A 16,597-nucleotide genomic window follows, 5' to 3' on the forward strand; every position below is an offset into this window, starting at 1 on the left:
TAAATTGAGGGCGAAAGTTAGTCGCCCGTATGGCCGATGTCCATCGGCATACCCGGGTAATGTCTTTCCGAATGTATTGACCATCAACTAAAACCGTACCATGAGAATCTTCGCGATCGGCCGGAACTATGCCGAACACATTAAGGAACTGAACAACGAGCGCCCCGACGAACCGGTTATTTTTACCAAGCCTGATACGGCCGTTCTTCGAAACAACGCCCCATTCTATTACCCCGATTTTTCTACAGACATTCACTATGAAGTAGAGCTTGTGCTACGTATCTGCAAAGAGGGCAAGAATATTGAACCCAAGTTCGCGGGTAAGTATTACGACGCCATCGGCATCGGCATCGATTTTACGGCGCGCGATCTGCAGCAGAAGGCGAAAGAGAAAGGCCTGCCGTGGGATATTGCTAAAGGATTTAACGGTTCTGCTCCGATCAGCGATACATTTCTTCCGGTGAGTAATTTTGATGTCAACAATATCAACTTCAGTCTCACCATCGATGGAGAATTAAAACAACAAGGCAATACAAGCCTTATGCTTTTTAACTTCGATTTTATAATTTCGTACGTATCGAAATTTTTTACACTGCGCACAGGAGATTTGATTTTTACGGGCACTCCCAAGGGTGTAGGTCCGGTGAAGGTTGGGAATGTGCTATCCGCATCTATTGAGAATGAGAAACTATTGGAGTTCAGCATTAAATAAAATTACCACGACAACTGTTGTTGCTGTGGCCTTGTCGTATTATGCCCAGGCCCAGACCGAGTCGTTTATCTACCCGGTACACCCCGGTCAGCCGGGCGCTCTCACGGGTACGATGGGCGAGCTACGAACAACGCATTTCCACTCCGGTATCGACATTCGTACCAACAATATGACGGGATACCCCGTCGTCGCCTCCAAGAGCGGCTATATTTCACGCGCTTCCATGGGATCGTCGGGATATGGCAACGTGTTATACATCACACATCCCGACGGATACACGACGTTGTATGCGCACCTGGAAAAATTCCTGGGCGCAGTCGCACCACACGTGTTGGCGGAACAATATAAACTCAAGTCAGGCGAAATAGACCTCTTTTTTCAACCGGGTCAGTTTCCTGTCAAGCAGGGTGAGCTCATCGCCCTATCCGGTAACACGGGCTCTTCGGGTGGCCCGCACGTGCACTTTGATATTCGCGATCCCAACAATTACGCACTCGATCCCATAAAGGTCGCGGGCTTTAAGGAAATTGCCGACAACCTCCCCCCTGTACCCGAGAAGATTGCGCTGGTAACGCTTGATAAAAATGCCCGTATCAACGACAAGTTCGGCCGGTTCGAGTTTTATGGTAACAAGATCGGCAACAGCTATGTCATTGCCAGCCCTATCCTGGCCAGCGGACTGATTGGTGTAGAGCTCCTGGCGAAAGACAAGCTGGCTCCAGGAAGCCCTTTCTACGGCGGCGTAAATTACCTGGAGATGTGGGTCGACAGTGCCCTGGTCTTCAGTCAGGCAATCGACAAGATTGACCTGAATGAAACACGTGCCATTTATACGCTCATGGACTTTAAGACTATGCGCACCAAGGGCACACGTTTCTATAAGCTTTACATCGAAGACGGCAATACACTCAAGTTCTACGGCAGCTCCCCCTCCTCTGGCAAGATCACCGTTAATCCGAACAAGCTTTCGACTGTGCGGATCCGCATGAAAGACAGTCGTGAAAACACCAGTGTGATTTCTTTTAAACTTCAACCCAACCCCGTCACACGCGAGGTGCCTACGCTGGAGCCGCTGCCGGCAACCACGGATGTAGCCTACGAAATTACAGGGAATACCCTGCAGGTGACGGCCCGCGGCGGCAAAGAATTTGCCTCTAAAGCGAAAGTATACGTGCACGGCGCGGTAACCGAAGTTGAACCCGACTATGCCAATATCGGTCGTAAAGTGTACCTGGTGGACTTACGTCGCGGCCTGCCCGATTCGGTTGTAGTGAACAACAAGACGGTGTTACCCGGATTGACGGCAACGATACCTTCCGGTACAGAATACAAGTACTACGGCGACGGAATGGACCTGCAGTTTCCGCTGGGGGCTTTGTACGATACCGTGTACCTCAACACGGCGCATTCCCTGCGTGCCGGCGGTGAGGTATTCACGATCGGCACCCGTATGATTCCGCTGCACAAAAGCATCACGGTATTGCTCAAGACGAACAATACCTATTCACTCAACGACCGTTGGGCGGTGTATCGCATCTCCGGAAAATCGTACGCGTATATTGGCGGGGAGTGGGTCAACGACCGCATTCAATTTACAACGCGTGAGCTGGGCGATTTCACCCTGTTGCGCGATGTCGTACCGCCCTCGATCCGGGCTATTTCCATCAACAACCAAACGGTTCGATTTAAGATCCGCGATGAGCTGTCGGGTATTGCTTCCTTCCAGGCCAGCATCAATGGACAGTGGTTGCTGATGCATTACGACAGCAAGATCGCGACCATCTGGTCTGAACGTCCCGACAAGGCGCCCCTGAAGGGGACGTTGGAGCTGGTGGTCACGGACAATGCGGGTAACAAAAGCACTTTCAAACAAACAATCCCCTAAAGCATATGGCGTTGAAAATTGGCGACAAAGCCCCTGACTTCGAAGTGAACGACCAGGATGGCGTGCCCGTAAAGCTTTCTGACCTCCAAGGCCAGAAAGTTGTTTTGTATTTCTATCCGAAGGATATGACTCCCGGTTGCACTGCCGAATCATGTAATCTGCGGGACAACTACGAGCGCCTGCAGAAGCAAGGCTACGAGGTGCTCGGTATCAGCTCCGATGACGAGCAGTCACACCGTAAATTCATCGAACAACAAAATCTTCCCTTCCGCCTGCTGGCAGACACTGACCGTAAAGTACACGATGCCTACGGCACATGGGTAGAGAAGCAGATGTACGGCCGTAACTACATGGGCACCGCACGTGTGACGTTCGTCATCGATGAACAAGGCGTGCTCGAAGACATCATCGACAAGGTAGACACCGAAAATCACACACGCCAGATCTTAAAAACGGTTGCTGAGGATGCCCGTGGCGAGCAACAGGAAGCGATACAAAACACACCCGGCAAACGGGCTTCTGCTCCGGCGCCTGTCAAGAAGGCAGTGGCAAAAAAGGCAGCTAAGAAGACCCCTGCGAAAGCACCGGTGGCCGTAAAGAAATCAGCGCCCAAAAAAGTAGCTAAGAAGATAGCGAAAAAAGCTGCGAAGAAAGTGGCTAAGAAAGCTGCTCCGAAAAAGGCCGCGAAGAAAATTGCCAGAAAAGTTGCAAAGGCAGCTCCGAAAAAGAGCGTTAGAGCCGCGAAGGCAGTAAAGAAATCAGCCAAAAAGGTGACAAAAGCACCTAAGAAGACTAAAAAGAAGTCTCGATAATAATATCGTAATGGCTAACAAGTGAAAGACCGTTTCGGCATGTCCTGATGTACTGCCGAAACGGTCTTTTTATTATCAGAATAAACTTAAGCCTTATTCTTAATATCTTGAACCTCAGAGCGGATGGTTTGTGCGAGATTTTTCAGGTCTTGCATACCCTTTCTAACGCGGGTACCAGCAGCGCTATTGCCTTTGTTATAAAACTTGTCAATATCACCTTCTAAGGAAGCGATCAGGTCTTTGAGCTCTTGAAACTTTTGCATTGTCTTTGGAGTTTTAGGATTAAAATTTAGTTTCTACTGCCAATTTAAGTAAAAAGGCCGAAAAACAACCCCTAAGGCGGTTTTTTTTAGATTGCCTTCGTTACCGACACTAAAGCTTCCTCCTTGTAAAACCCGCTGTCAAGCTTGGTTTTGAGCTTCGAGAATGCACTCAAAGTCCGCTCTACATCCTCCAGGGTATGCACCGCCGTCGGAATGATCCGGAACATGATAACGTCCTTAGGGACAACAGGATAGATCACCACAGAGCAAAAAATTCCGTAGTTTTCGCGCAGGTCCATTGCCATGTTGGCAGCCTCGCCTACCCCACCCTTGAACAGCACCGGTGTTACCGGCGACGTCGTTGTACCGATGTTGAAGCCGCGCTCTTTCAAGCCATTTTGCATGGCATTCACGATCTTCCACAGGTTATCTTTCATCGAAGGATTGGTCTTCAACAGCTCCAGTCGCTTCAAAGCACCCACTACCAATGGCATCGGCAGGCTCTTCGCATAGATTTGTGAGCGCACGCTGTACCGCAGGTACTTGATGACGTTCTTCGAACCTGCGACAAATGCACCAATGCTGGCCATCGATTTGGCAAACGTAGAGAAGTACAGATCGACTTGATCCTGAACACCTTGCTCCTCGCCTGTGCCGGCACCGGTCTTACCCATAGTACCGAAACCGTGCGCGTCGTCTACAAACAAACGGAAATTATATTTGCTCTTCAACGCTACAACGCCTCTCAGGTCGCCTTGCTTGCCTGACATACCAAACACACCTTCGGTAATCACAAGTATACCACCGCCTGTCTCGTCGGCCAGTTTCGTGGCACGCTGCAGTTGCTTTTCGAGGCTTTCCATGTCGTTATGGGTGTATACAAAACGCTTACCCATGTGCAGACGCACGCCGTCGATGATACACGCGTGTGATTCTGCATCATACACGATCACATCTTTGCGGTCTACGAGCGCGTCGATGATCGACACCACACCCTGGTACCCAAAGTTGAGCAGCATGACGTCTTCTTTTTTCTCGAACTCAGCGAGTTGACGTTCAAGCTCCAGGTGATTTACTGAGTTCCCTGACATCATCCGCGCGCCCATTGGCAAGCCCATGCCGTATTGGGCAGCAGCCTCACCATCGGTCTTCCGTACTTCCGGATGGTTCGCCAGACCCAGGTAGTTATTTAAACTCCAGTTTAAAACATCCTTGCCATTGAACTTCATGTGAGGTCCTATTTCACCTTCCAGTTTGGGAAAGAAGAAATAGTCATCCGGGAGATGCGAATACTTGGCCAGAGGACCGGCCTCCATTTTAAGCTTGTCAAATAAATCTACCATTTCGGGATTAGTTATTGGCCGCAAAAATAAGGAAAAATCGTGTTTATACATGCCTCTCCTGGCTTTGCCTATGCAGAAATTATCGCTAGCATTGTATTCAGGCCCTTAACCCATGAGAAAAATCAAAAAAATATTGGTCGCCAACCGCGGTGAGATCGCCCTTCGCATCATGCGCTCTGCCCGGGAAGCCGGCATACAGACTGTTGCGGTGTTCAGCGAAGCCGATCGACAATCGCTGCACGTGCGTTATGCCGACGAAGCCATCTGCATTGGCCCACCCCCTTCCTCCGAATCCTATTTACGCATTGATAAGATCCTGGACGCTGCCCGGCAAACCGGCGCCGATGCCATTCACCCGGGATACGGCTTCCTTTCTGAGAACGAAACATTTGCCCAGCGCGTCGAAGACGCCGGGTTGATCTTCATCGGGCCGTCGGCCAAAGCCATTGAGCTCATGGGCAGCAAGCTGGCAGCGAAAGCCGCGGTAGCCGCATTCAATGTGCCGCTTGTACCGGGCACGGCGGAGCCTATTACAGATGTCGCCAAGGCCAAGGAAATCGCGGCCACTATCGGCTACCCCATACTGATCAAGGCCAGCGCCGGTGGCGGTGGTAAAGGCATGCGCGTGGTGGAGAATGAAGCCAGCTTTGCCGAGCAAATGGAACGCGCCACCAGTGAGGCAACCTCCGCGTTCGGTGATGGCTCTGTCTTCATCGAAAAATATGTTACCAGTCCGCGTCACATCGAGTTTCAAATCTTTGGCGACAAACACGGAAACGTGGTGCACCTCTTTGAACGTGAGTGCTCTATTCAACGTCGTCACCAAAAGGTCGTGGAAGAAGCGCCCTCGTCTGTGTTAACGCCGGAGAAGCGCAAACTGATGGGTGAAGCTGCCATCAACGCCGCCAGGGCGTGTGGCTATTACGGTGCCGGCACAATTGAGTTTATCCTGGATGACAAACTGAATTTCTACTTCCTGGAAATGAACACCCGGTTACAGGTAGAGCACCCGGTAACCGAAGCTATCACGGGTCTGGACCTGGTGCAGTTACAAATCAAAATTGCCGAAGGCGAGAAGATTCCGTTCAAACAGGAAGACTTACAGATGCACGGCCACGCCGTCGAGATACGCGTCTATGCCGAAGATCCCACCAACAACTTCTTACCCGATATCGGCACGCTAAAAACCTATAAGCGTCCGCAGGGTCACGGCATTCGTGTCGATGACGGCTTTGAGCAGGGCATGGCCATCCCCTTCTATTACGACCCGATGATCGCCAAGTTGATCTGTCATGCCGAAAGCCGCGAGGCGGCAATCGAGAAAATGATCCGCGCCATTCAGGATTATGAGATTACCGGGCTGGAAACAACCCTGGGCTTTTGCGAGTTTGTGATGAAGCACGAGGCCTTTCGCTCGGGTAATTTCGACACGCGCTTTGTGGAGAAATATTTTACCCCTGCAGGACTGCAGCCTGAGCACACGCACACCGAAGAAGCCCTTGTCGCTATTCTGGCAGGCACATTGCTAAAAAATAACGGCCACCGTGTAGCCGAAGGCGCGCTTGCCACGGCCGGCACGACGGCGAGCAAGTGGAGAAAAAACAGATCTTAATACGACACTCCCAGTATGCCCGAAATTTTACCGATCCGCCCCTGGCGTTATAACCCCTCACTTTCGCAATCCATCGACTCCCTGACTTCCCCCCTGTTCGACGTCGTCTCGGAGAAACAACGCAAGGCACTCTATCAACATCCCTATAATAGTATTCATATGTCGGTGCCGCAGGAAACACCGGCGGCGGCCGGCAAGCGCCTGGCGCAATGGAAACATCAGGGCATACTGGCACAAGACCGGCTGCCGGGGATCTATGTATACTATCAATATTTCACGTTAGCAGGGTCGCCGAAGGAGTATTGCCGGAAAGGTTTTATGTGCCACATACGCGTATACGATTGGGACGAGCAAGTCATTCTGCGGCATGAGAATACAATTCCCCAGGCGGTTAACGACCGCATCGAGCTACTGGAAAATACGCAGTTGCACGCCAGCGCAACCCACGGACTCTATACCGACCCTACGTTTGAGTTGGAGCGGTATATGGACGAGGCCATTCAGCAGCCACTCTACGAAACGGAAGATTACCAGGGTGTGCGCGATGTCATGGCTTGCATCCAGGACTATGCCATCGTGCAGCGCTTTATAGAGGTTTTACAGCCAGGCAATGTCATCCTGGCCGACGGCCACCACCGTTATGAGGGATCGTTGGTCTACAAACACAGACAACAGGCGGCCAACCCCGCCCATACCGGCCGGGAAGGGTATAATTATCACCTGATGTACCTGACCAATACAGAGGCGGACGACCTGCGTATTCTGCCTACGCACCGGCTCATCCACGGACTGAAAGACTTTGACGAAGAGACTATTTTGCGGCGACTGGAGCAGGATTTTACTATTACGCCGCTGGAAGATGTTGATATTCTTCCGGAGGTGATTGTCGGCAAACGGTGGGCGTTTGGGCTGATGTTCCGGGACAACGCCTATAAAGTGCGGCTGAAGCCCGAGGCACTGAATACAATGCCCTGGCCTTTCCCCCCTGTGGTCAAAGCGCTTGACCTGACGGTGATGCATTACTTCATTATCGAGAAAGTGTTGGGCATACCGGGACGCGAGCAACGCAGTGCTACCAATGTCAGCTTTGACCGCAGCTTCGCAGATTGTCTAAAGAAGGTGTTGCAGCAAGATGCACAGCTCGCCATCATCACCAATGAAGTTTCGATCGACGAAGTGAAGACTGTATGCCATAGCGGGTATACCATGCCGCAAAAATCGACGTATTTTTACCCCAAGGTTATCGGCGGCTACCTGTTCAGCTCGATCAGCGAACCGGAATTTGCCCTGCCGGTCTATGCCCCTTTTTAACAACCAATATGACCATACCCCTAACGCGATCGATCATACTCGCTTCCAGCTCTCCGCGCAGACAATACCTGATGAAGGAAGCGGGCTTTACGTTTACCGTGGAGAAGCCCGATGTAGAAGAAGACTTTCCGCAGGATTTACCGACGGAACAGGTGGCGCGCTACCTGGCGGCTAAGAAAGCGGAGTATTTCCGTCCGCGTATGGGCCACGAGATCATCATCACAGCAGACACCGTCGTGATCCTGGGCAACCGCATTTTGAATAAGCCTCAGGACCGTGCCGACGCCGTCGCCATGCTGAGCGACCTGTCCGGACGTACGCATCGCGTGATGACGGGCGTGTGCATACTTTCGCAGGAACGCGAAGAGACCTTTGACGATATTACCGATGTGACGTTTGTCAGGCTGTCGCCAAAAGAGATCGACTTTTATGTCGATACGTATAAGCCCTACGACAAGGCGGGCGCCTATGGCGCACAGGACTGGATAGGCCTGGTTGCCATTGAAAAGATCGCCGGTTCATACTTTAACGTGATGGGCCTCCCCATTCACAAAGTGTATCAGCACCTGGCAACGTGGTAGCAATGGAGAAAATGGCAAAACTTTCCGCGGTCATCATTACGTTCAACGAAGCGAAAAACATCGGCCGGTGTATCGAGTCGCTCAAGCCCGTGGTCGATGAGTTTATTATTCTGGACTCACTCTCCACCGACGACACCTGTGATATTATTAAACGCCACGGCCTAACCCCTGTGCAGCGCGCCTGGACCGGCTACTCGGAGTCGAAGAACTACGCCAACAGCCTGACTACCGGCGACTATATTCTATCGATCGACGCCGACGAAGCGCTATCGCCTGCATTGCAACAAGCGATCTTACAGGTAAAAGCCGCTCCCAGAGCCGAGGTATACGAAGTAAACCGTTTGACAAATTACTGCGGACATTGGATCCGTCACAGCGGCTGGTACCCGGAGTATAAAATACGGCTCTTCAAAAAAGGCCTTACGCAATGGGCCGGCCTGATTCACGAAGAACTGGTGTTTAACCAGACCTCCTATACCACGCAACGGCTGGAGGGCGACCTGTATCACTATTCATACCCCACGATCGAAAGCCATATTCGCAAGATCATCCCCTACTCTGCGCTGGCGGCGGAAAAGGATTTTAAAGCGGGCAAGCGTTATAGACTCCTGACGCACGGGCTGATCAAGCCCTGGTTTATGTTCATGAAGAAGTATTTCCTGCAAGCAGGCTTCCTGGATGGCTTCTATGGTTTTGTCATCGCCGTTAACTCGGCGTATGAGCGCTACCTACGGTATCTCCGGTTTCACGAGCTGCGCAAAAATCAGTCTACCCGTTAGCATTTTATGATGGCGGCATCACTTTCCATATTACACTTAAGCTCGGAAAAGACCTGGCGTGGTGGCGAGCAGCAAATTGCTTACCTGCTGGAAGAGCTAAAGAAGCAAGGTGTCCGAAACCATGTGGCCGCTCGTCAAGGTTCGGCGTTTGAGGCGCATTGCCGCAAAGAAGGTATACCGGTCATCGCCTTGCCATTCAAGAATGCTGTCGACATCGGCACGGCACTGGCCATTAAGCGTTATTGCCGGGAGCATGCCATCGATCTGGTACACATGCACAGTGCCAAGTCGCATGGTCTCGGGGTCATATCGCATGTGTTTGGCAACCCGACGCCGCTGGTACTGAGCCGGCGCGTGATGTTTACCCCCAAGCGCTCGTGGTTCACCCGCTGGAAATACAACCACCCGGCTATTGCCCGGATACTCTGCGTATCGGATAAGACCCGGGAGGTTATGCAGGCATACCTGAAACATCCGGAGAAGGCCGTGACGGTCTACAGTGGTGTCGACCTGCACAAGTTTGATCCGGCCAACCGAGGCAATATCCTCCTCCGTGAGGGCATTCGCCGGCCGGGGCTCACCGTCGTCGGCAATACCGCCGCGCTGGAGTACGAAAAAGACTATACCACGTTTATTGATACAGTTCATACGCTGGTGGAAAAGAAGCTGCCTGTACAGGCCGTAATCATTGGAAAAGGCTCGCTGGAGGAATCGTTGAAAATGTATGTACAAAATAAGCAGTTACAAGACATCATTACGTTTACCGGTTTCCGGAAGGATCTTGTTGCCTTGTTGCCTGAGCTGGATGTATTCCTAATGCCTTCGATATTGGAAGGCCTGGGCACTTCCGTGCTTGACGCTTTTCTGGCGCATGTGCCGGTCGTGGCTACCCAGGCCGGCGGCATACCGGAGATGGTCATTTCGGGACAGACCGGATTATTAGCGCCTGCGGGCGACAGCACGGCGCTGGCCGAACACATCGAGGCGATCATGGCCAACCCCGCGTTACGCGAGACGCTGATCAAGGGGGCACAAGAAAAGGTAAAGGAATTTTCAAAAGAACAGATGGCGGCGCGCACGCTGGCAATCTATCATCAAGTTGTCGGGAATACCCCCTGATCGTCAGCCTATCCCCTGTACACTTCCTGCAGGCGCTGTGCGATGACAGCGGGCTGAAATTGCTGTATATACCGGCGGCCGGCTTCGACTAGTTGACTGCGCAGGGTAGCATCTTGCAACGTACGGGCCAGCTGGTGTGCCAGCGCTTCCGCACTGTGCGGATCGGCATACAACGCTCCGTCGCCGGCAGCTTCCTGGAAACACGAGCCTGTAGAGGTTATTACCGGCACACCCGACTCAATCGCTTCTACGAGGGGTATGCCAAAGCCTTCAAACAACGAGGGGTATACAAATACCTCCGCCCCCTGGTATAAGGCGGGAAAGTCCTGAAATGAAGCCTGGTGCACAAAGATCAGCTGGTCTTCGATGCCACTTTCCCGTGCGGTACGCACGACCTCTTCTTTATAGGCCGTGGCCCGGCCCACCAACACCAGGGGTATACGTGCTTCCTGCGGCAGGAGCGCGAGGGCCTTTACCAGTTGGTGCGCATTCTTACGCGACTCGAGGGTGCCGACATTCAGAATATACCGGTCGGGCAGGTCGTACTTCTGGCGTACCTGCGCCCGGACGTCCACGGAAACAGGTTGCTTAAAAATGGGGTGACAACCCTGATACACGACGTCGATCTTCCGGGGATCGACGTGCAGGAAGTCAACAATATCCTGGGCAGTTTGCTGGCTGATGGCAATTACCCGATCTGCCCGGGTACAGGCAGCCTTGGCCTTTGCTTTGTAGATGGCGACATCTACGGGTTTATAAAACTGCGGGTATCGTATATAGATCAGATCGTGTACCGTCACTACCTTTTTTACGCCGGCAGGTAGGCCTGCCGGTAGCTCCTGGCTCAGGCCGTGGTATACATCCAATGTTTTGACGGTATCGTGGCGGCTCACGCCCCACGATCGCCACAGTCCTTTGAGGAACCGGTACCCTCCCGTGGGCGCAACGACCTGTACGTTTGAACGGCGTACGATCGGGTCGATCTCGGGATGCGCCCTTGTCGTGGGAGAATACAGCGTGTAGTGATCGTGGGGATAGAACTCGCTCAGGGCGTCGACGACAAAGCGCGCGTAGTTACCGAGACCGGTAAAGTTGGTAAAGAACCGCTTTGCCTCGAAGCCTATGTGCATTACTTCTTGGCGTAGGTCTCCTGATAACGCTTCATGCTGGCTTGCAGGATGGCCTCTGCCTTATCTTTGGAGAGAAACTCGTCTACGACAACTTTTTTGTTCTCCAGTTGCTTGTAGCTTTCGAAGAAGTGTTTCAGCTCGGCACGCAAGTGCTGGGGCAGGTCTTTCACGTCCAGAATATGGCTTACGCTCGGGTCTTGTTCGGCTACGGCAATGATCTTGTCGTCGGCCTCTCCCTGGTCAATCATTTGCATCACACCGATGATCTTGCAGGGAATCAGACAGCCTGGCACCACGCTTACCTGCGTCAACACAACGATGTCGAGAGGATCATGGTCTTCGCCCAGGGTCTGGGGAATAAAACCATAGTTCAGCGGGTAGTACATGGACGCGTATATAACACGGTCCAGCTTGATCAGGCCGCTCTCTTTGTCGATCTCGTATTTTGCGCGGGAACCTTTGGGAATCTCGATGATTGCGTTGACTTGGTCCGGGGGATGAACACCAACCGAAACCTCGTGCCAGGGATGTAATGACATGTTCTTTTTTAGATTTTAACGGCAATATTAAACAAAAAAGCCCCGATTACGATCAGGGCTTTTCTGCGACCTCGCAGGTTTATTTTTTGGGAGACGTGTCCTTTTCCATTAGCCGGACCTTGTCGCCGTCTTTCAAACGTTTGGATACCGCCAAAAACGGCCCTGTGATTACTTCGGTACTATCGCCCACACCCGAGATTATTTCTATATTATCGTAATCGCTTATACCGGTTTTTACCTCCACCATCTTGGCCGTGCCTTTATCGTTGACGAACACAACGGTTTTTACCACCTCTTTCTTTGCAGACTTGTTTTTGTCGTCCGTAGACTGATTGTTTTGCGGCGGGCCATTTTGCTCCTTTTTCTCGCTGTCATCTGGTCCCCGCGTTGTAACGGCTGCCAGGGGTACAGACAGCGCGCCGATCTTGCGTCGCGTTAAAATGTCCACACTGGCGGTCATGCCGGGCAGGAACGGGTATCGTTTACCATCTTGTATCAGGTCCTTATACGACGAGTTCAGAATGAGAATACGCACTTCGAATTCGGTGATGGCATCGGCAGAAGTCTTCTCTTTGGCTGTATTGGCAATGAGTGTTACAACGCCCTTAAACTCTTTTTCCTGGTTTGAATATGCGTCTACATCAATGTTGGCAGTATCACCAATGTGCACACGTACGATGTCGTTTTCATTTACCTCCACGCGTACTTCCATGGCGTTCAGGTCGGCAATACGCAGCATCTCCGTTCCGGCCATGGTTTGTGTTCCCACCACACGCTCGCCTTTCTTTACACTGAGCTTTGAAACGATGCCATCCATGGGTGCCAGCACGCTGGTAAGACGCACGTTCTCGCGTGCTTCCCGCACCGAGGCTTCGCTGCTGCGCACCACAAACTTCGAGGCTTGCAGCGACTGCTTTGCCGACTTCAGATCGTTCTCGGCCACCTTGAAATTCTGCTGTGCCAGTTGCCAGTCGGCTTCTGCAATGACTTTCTCATTCCACAGTCGTTCGTTACGCTTATATTCCTGTTCAGCACGAAGGTAAGTAGCTTCCGCGCGCGCCAGCGATGCTTCCGATGCTACTTCGTTCGCGCGTTGCTGGTTCATAGAAGCTTCCGCCCGCTCGAGCTGTGACACCCAGGTGTCGGGACGTATTTTTACCAACAGGTCACCACGGCTGACCGAGTCCCCTTCTTCGATCAGCAGCTCGCGAATTTCACCCGACACTTCGGGGGCGAGCTTGACCTCTGTTACAGGTTGTATGGTGCCCGAGGCACTGACTTTTTCAATGATGGTAGCGCGTTTGGCTTTTGCCAATTCTACCTCGATCTCGTTCGGTTTACCGATCCATCCGGCCGATTTACCAACGATTACGAATACCAGGAGAACGCCCACGATGATTACGAGCCAAAGGATGAGCTTATTGGATTGTTGCTTTTTTGCCATTGCGGTCAATATGTTAATATGCTAAAGGCTTGCCCTGATAGAAGTCGAGCACTTTCTTCTTAAAGATAAAATCGTATTTAGCGCGTACCAGGTCGGACTTGGCCTGGAAGAGATCGTTCTCTGCAACCTGGTACTCTACGTAGTTGGTCGCCCCGGCTTCGAAGCGTTGTTTGGTCATGCGGAAAGCTTCGTCGCGCGCCTGCACCTGGCGCAGGGAAGAGTTGTAGGTCTTCGAGGCGGCCACGGCGTCGTTATACGCTGTCTCGACGCTTTGGCGAAGAGTGTTGGAGGTTTCTTTCGCATCGACCTCGGCCAGCTTTCGTGTGACTTTGGCACGCTGTAAGGCCACGCGTGACTGCAAGCCGTTCAGGATCGGAACGGTGAGCGTAAACCCCAGGGAGTGACCACGGTTATTCTTCAACTGATCAACGTACCCCAACCCCGTCAGTGTTTCGAACTCGCTGTTGTATACGGTACTGTATGATCCCCCCAGGGAGAGGCGCGGCATTAAACCACCCCGCGCTGCCTTTACGCCGAAGTACGAACTCTCTACTTTCAGGTCGGCACTTTTTATCTCCGGCATGACCAAGCGGGCCACATCGTAGATTTGATCGCGCGACTGCTCCAGGACCAGGTCTTCGACGTCGATCTGCGGCACTTCTATATCCAGCGTCGACCCGGCCGGCAGTTGCAACGCTTGCTTCAGGCGCAGCAGGGAGAGGTTAAGATTGTTCTCGCGGGTGATGAGGTTCACCTCATTGGTGGCCACCTGCGCGTCGAGGTTCAGCTCGTTTGACCGGGGCAGTGCCCCTGCCGCTACTTGCTTTTTGGTACGTTCGTATTGCTGTTGGCTGGAAGCCAGTTGCGACTTGGCATTCTCCAACTGCTCTTTGTCGAACACTACCGTTATATAAAGTGATGCGACATTCAGGACCACATCGTTCTTTGCCTTTTGCAGGTCGTAGTTGGCAGCTTCATAACTCCGGGAATATTGCTTCACCTGGTTCTGAAGGCGAAGACCGTTAAAGAGCGGAACGCTGGCACTCACACCTGGCGACAGCGTACGCTGTTCGCTGGTAGTAACTTCGTTGTCTGCCTGGTTGATGTTGCGGCCCCACCCAAAATTATACGTCGCCGACCCATTGATCTGCGGAAGCATGCCCCCCCAGGTCTGGTTATAGTCCAGCTTGCTATTCTCGACCGTGTAGCCGCTGCGCTCCACCTGCAGGCTGTTGGCCAGGGCGTAGTCTATACATTGTTTCAACGTCCAGGCAGTGCCGGGTTGTACCGTGTCAGCCGCCGGCTGTGTCTGCTGTGCTTGCAGCAGGAATGGCGCACATAAAAGGAAAAAAGTCCAGCGTAGTGTTCTCATCATTACTCTAACAATCAATATCGGGGATATAAATGACCTGTTTTACCCAGCTAAGACTCCGGAGGTACGCCAATGTTACAGGCTTGATGCCCGAATCCATTTCGATTACCAGGCACGCCACGTCGTTCCGGCCCTTGCGGGACACCGACATGGTGGCAATGTTACAATCGTCGTGTGCCACGACGTCGGCAATAAAGGCGATGCTTCCTTTGACGTCGTCGGCCGTGATAATGACAGTGTGGGCGTTGGCACCAAAGTCGGCTTTAAAGCCGTTTACTTCGGCAATGTTGATCAGACCGCCGCCGCGGCTTTCTCCGACCACTTCCAGGGTCTCCTCCCCTTTCCGCAGCACCAGTTTGATGGTGTTGGGATGGAGCGTTGAGGCGTTGCCGACGGATTTAAAGCGGTATTCCAGGCCGGCCTCTTTGGCCAGGTCCAGTGCTTCTTTGATGCGTTTATCGTCGGTTTTGAAGTCCAGCAGGCCGGCGATGATGGCCCGGTCGCTGCCGTGGCCCTCGTAAGTGCGGGCGAACGAGTTGTAAAAGGTGATCTCGGCTTCCTCGGGGCGACTGCCCAACAGTCTGTAGGCTGTCCGGGCGATGCGCACAACACCGGCGGTGTGCGAGCTGGAGGGACCGATCATAACCGGCCCTATCATATCAAAAACACTGCTTTTTTCTGCCATATGGGTTACAATACGCAATATGTCGCCAAAAAGATGGCGACGTTACAGATTTTTTAAGGAATTAATCGTGCGCAGTGCCCGAGACGGTTTTGGGGTAAGTAGTCCGGGTACTGCTGGGATGTCTCAGAGTTGAGTCTGAGTATAGCCTGTGTTTAGTCAGACATGAGTCAGTGCTTAGAGGACTGAGATAAGTCGGGGTTAGATCGATGTTAGCTCAATGTGATATTAGATACACTGCGCCCCTCCGGGGCGAGATGGTTCAGGCACCCCGATAATATCGGGACAAACGCAAGTTCCGTACCTCCGCTAACCCTTAGTCCTGCTGGCAAGCAGGACTAAAACCTTGCGCCAGCGGTGGCTTCAGCGTAGCCGGGTCAGAGCTCGTCGGGCTTTCCCAGGGATAAAGTACGGTGGCAGCGAGAATATCGCAGGAATAGACCAGCGATAAAGCATCGATAAAGCAATGCTGCCTATAGTGGCTTATCTGTGCTTTAAGTTTGCTTCATCTATGCGACATCTATGCTTTATCCCTGCCTTTGCCTTGGCGCTGCCTGCCTCGATCTAGTGCTCGTGATCATGGCCGTGGCCGCCGTACCACATTTCCTGGATGTGGTGGAATTCGTCGTGGAGCTTGTTGAGGGATTCGCCGGTGGCTTTGTCGTCGCCGCTTTTGGCGGTGGCGGCAAAGGCGGCGGCATCGGTTGACAATTGAGCCAGGGCGGCTTTAACTTCGTCGTTATTTACTTTTTCGGGGAGCGGAGTGCTTTTCCATTGCTCGGCGCTGCTGGCCAACGCGTCGGCTTTTTCTTTGGCCGGGGCCAGGTTGGCGGAGTCCTTATAGGGGTGAAACGCTTCCGCCATCAGCATGTGGAAGTCGTCCATTTCTTTCCATTCGTCGGCGGCGGTGTCGTGCTCGTGTGTTTCTTGTTTTTTGCCGGAACACGCCAGCGCTACGGCGGCGATCACACACATCATGCAGAAAAGGTTAAGCTGTTTCATAGGGGGCGTGG

The 16,597-nt window shown here is 52.5% G+C and carries 15 protein-coding genes and 1 pseudogene; 8 read left to right on the top strand and 8 right to left on the bottom strand.

Going from position 1 to position 16,597, the window contains the following annotated elements; genetic code table 11:
* Nucleotides 1-100: 100 nt before the first annotated feature.
* The 3 genes and pseudogenes from K7P01_RS22565 to bcp form a co-directional block, all read left to right on the top strand.
* A complete protein-coding gene (locus K7P01_RS22565; RefSeq protein WP_267296845.1) occupies nt 101-712 on the top strand; it encodes a fumarylacetoacetate hydrolase family protein in 612 nt (203 codons plus the stop codon).
* A complete protein-coding gene (locus K7P01_RS22570; protein WP_267296846.1) occupies nt 681-2,597 on the top strand; it encodes a M23 family metallopeptidase in 1,917 nt (638 codons plus the stop codon). Before K7P01_RS22565 ends, K7P01_RS22570 begins: the two co-directional genes overlap by 32 nt.
* Nucleotides 2,598-2,602: 5 nt before the next feature.
* Nucleotides 2,603-3,049 (top strand): annotated as a pseudogene (gene bcp, locus K7P01_RS32180) (thioredoxin-dependent thiol peroxidase); the annotation flags it as partial.
* 446 nt (nt 3,050-3,495) lie between these two features.
* Here bcp and K7P01_RS22580 read toward each other — a convergent pair.
* Nucleotides 3,496-3,672, bottom strand: a complete 177-nt coding sequence (locus K7P01_RS22580) for a histone H1 (protein WP_254084086.1) — start codon at nt 3,670-3,672, stop codon at nt 3,496-3,498.
* Between the two features lie 86 nt (nt 3,673-3,758).
* A complete protein-coding gene (locus K7P01_RS22585) occupies nt 3,759-5,015 on the bottom strand; it encodes an aminotransferase class I/II-fold pyridoxal phosphate-dependent enzyme (protein WP_267296848.1) in 1,257 nt (418 codons plus the stop codon).
* Nucleotides 5,016-5,127: 112 nt separating this feature from the next.
* Here K7P01_RS22585 and accC point away from each other — a divergent pair, with 112 nt between their 5' ends.
* From accC to K7P01_RS22610, 5 genes are read left to right on the top strand one after another with little or no spacing between them, the layout of a single operon-like run.
* On the top strand, nt 5,128-6,627 hold the full coding sequence (gene accC / locus K7P01_RS22590; protein ID WP_267296849.1) for an acetyl-CoA carboxylase biotin carboxylase subunit: 1,500 nt from the start codon (nt 5,128-5,130) through the stop codon (nt 6,625-6,627).
* A gap of 15 nt (nt 6,628-6,642) precedes the next feature.
* Nucleotides 6,643-7,938, top strand: coding sequence for a DUF1015 domain-containing protein (locus tag K7P01_RS22595; protein WP_267296850.1), 1,296 nt, complete (start codon nt 6,643-6,645; stop codon nt 7,936-7,938).
* A gap of 8 nt (nt 7,939-7,946) precedes the next feature.
* Nucleotides 7,947-8,519, top strand: a complete 573-nt coding sequence (locus K7P01_RS22600) for a Maf family nucleotide pyrophosphatase (protein ID WP_267296851.1) — start codon at nt 7,947-7,949, stop codon at nt 8,517-8,519.
* An 11-nt stretch (nt 8,520-8,530) separates the two neighbouring features.
* A complete protein-coding gene (locus K7P01_RS22605; RefSeq protein WP_267296852.1) occupies nt 8,531-9,298 on the top strand; it encodes a glycosyltransferase family 2 protein in 768 nt (255 codons plus the stop codon).
* Nucleotides 9,299-9,304: 6 nt separating this feature from the next.
* A complete protein-coding gene (locus K7P01_RS22610) occupies nt 9,305-10,417 on the top strand; it encodes a glycosyltransferase family 4 protein (RefSeq protein ID WP_267296853.1) in 1,113 nt (370 codons plus the stop codon).
* Nucleotides 10,418-10,425: 8 nt separating this feature from the next.
* Here K7P01_RS22610 and K7P01_RS22615 read toward each other — a convergent pair whose 3' ends face one another.
* From K7P01_RS22615 to K7P01_RS22640, 6 genes are all read right to left on the bottom strand, one after another.
* The gene (locus K7P01_RS22615) at nt 10,426-11,547 is read right to left on the bottom strand and encodes a glycosyltransferase family 4 protein (RefSeq protein ID WP_267296854.1); all 1,122 of its coding nucleotides are present in this window, start codon (nt 11,545-11,547) and stop codon (nt 10,426-10,428) included.
* Nucleotides 11,547-12,086 carry an inorganic diphosphatase gene (locus K7P01_RS22620; RefSeq protein WP_267296855.1) on the bottom strand — a complete coding sequence of 180 codons (540 nt, stop codon included), beginning with the start codon at nt 12,084-12,086 and terminating at the stop codon, nt 11,547-11,549. Before K7P01_RS22620 ends, K7P01_RS22615 begins: the two co-directional genes overlap by 1 nt.
* A gap of 79 nt (nt 12,087-12,165) precedes the next feature.
* Complete coding sequence (locus K7P01_RS22625) at nt 12,166-13,530, bottom strand: efflux RND transporter periplasmic adaptor subunit (protein WP_267296856.1); 1,365 nt, start codon at nt 13,528-13,530, stop codon at nt 12,166-12,168.
* A 13-nt stretch (nt 13,531-13,543) separates the two neighbouring features.
* Nucleotides 13,544-14,905 (bottom strand): TolC family protein, encoded by a 1,362-nt coding sequence (locus K7P01_RS22630; RefSeq protein WP_267296857.1) that lies wholly within the window; start codon nt 14,903-14,905, stop codon nt 13,544-13,546.
* A 4-nt stretch (nt 14,906-14,909) separates the two neighbouring features.
* On the bottom strand, nt 14,910-15,587 hold the full coding sequence (gene sdaAB / locus K7P01_RS22635; RefSeq protein WP_267296858.1) for an L-serine ammonia-lyase, iron-sulfur-dependent subunit beta: 678 nt from the start codon (nt 15,585-15,587) through the stop codon (nt 14,910-14,912).
* A 561-nt stretch (nt 15,588-16,148) separates the two neighbouring features.
* Nucleotides 16,149-16,586, bottom strand: coding sequence for a hypothetical protein (locus K7P01_RS22640; protein WP_267296859.1), 438 nt, complete (start codon nt 16,584-16,586; stop codon nt 16,149-16,151).
* Nucleotides 16,587-16,597 lie beyond the last annotated feature (11 nt).

Origin of the sequence: Parachryseolinea silvisoli (assembly GCF_021190955.1) — a bacterium.
Taxonomy (GTDB): domain Bacteria; phylum Bacteroidota; class Bacteroidia; order Cytophagales; family Cyclobacteriaceae; genus Ohtaekwangia; species Ohtaekwangia silvisoli.

Bases quoted from the DNA above. Each gene is read 5' to 3' on its own strand.
- K7P01_RS22585 (WP_267296848.1), bottom strand. From the start codon at position 5,015: ATGGTAGATTTATTTGACAAGCTTAAAATGGAGGCCGGTCCTCTGGCC.
- K7P01_RS22570 (WP_267296846.1), top strand. From the start codon at position 681: ATGAGAAACTATTGGAGTTCAGCATTAAATAAAATTACCACGACAACT.
- K7P01_RS22565 (WP_267296845.1), top strand. From the start codon at position 101: ATGAGAATCTTCGCGATCGGCCGGAACTATGCCGAACACATTAAGGAA.
- K7P01_RS22600 (WP_267296851.1), top strand. From the start codon at position 7,947: ATGACCATACCCCTAACGCGATCGATCATACTCGCTTCCAGCTCTCCG.
- K7P01_RS22620 (WP_267296855.1), bottom strand. From the start codon at position 12,086: ATGTCATTACATCCCTGGCACGAGGTTTCGGTTGGTGTTCATCCCCCG.
- K7P01_RS22625 (WP_267296856.1), bottom strand. From the start codon at position 13,530: ATGGCAAAAAAGCAACAATCCAATAAGCTCATCCTTTGGCTCGTAATC.
- sdaAB (WP_267296858.1), bottom strand. From the start codon at position 15,587: ATGGCAGAAAAAAGCAGTGTTTTTGATATGATAGGGCCGGTTATGATC.
- K7P01_RS22605 (WP_267296852.1), top strand. From the start codon at position 8,531: ATGGCAAAACTTTCCGCGGTCATCATTACGTTCAACGAAGCGAAAAAC.
- K7P01_RS22580 (WP_254084086.1), bottom strand. From the start codon at position 3,672: ATGCAAAAGTTTCAAGAGCTCAAAGACCTGATCGCTTCCTTAGAAGGT.
- K7P01_RS22610 (WP_267296853.1), top strand. From the start codon at position 9,305: ATGATGGCGGCATCACTTTCCATATTACACTTAAGCTCGGAAAAGACC.
- accC (WP_267296849.1), top strand. From the start codon at position 5,128: ATGAGAAAAATCAAAAAAATATTGGTCGCCAACCGCGGTGAGATCGCC.
- K7P01_RS22630 (WP_267296857.1), bottom strand. From the start codon at position 14,905: ATGATGAGAACACTACGCTGGACTTTTTTCCTTTTATGTGCGCCATTC.
- K7P01_RS22615 (WP_267296854.1), bottom strand. From the start codon at position 11,547: ATGCACATAGGCTTCGAGGCAAAGCGGTTCTTTACCAACTTTACCGGT.
- K7P01_RS22595 (WP_267296850.1), top strand. From the start codon at position 6,643: ATGCCCGAAATTTTACCGATCCGCCCCTGGCGTTATAACCCCTCACTT.
- K7P01_RS22640 (WP_267296859.1), bottom strand. From the start codon at position 16,586: ATGAAACAGCTTAACCTTTTCTGCATGATGTGTGTGATCGCCGCCGTA.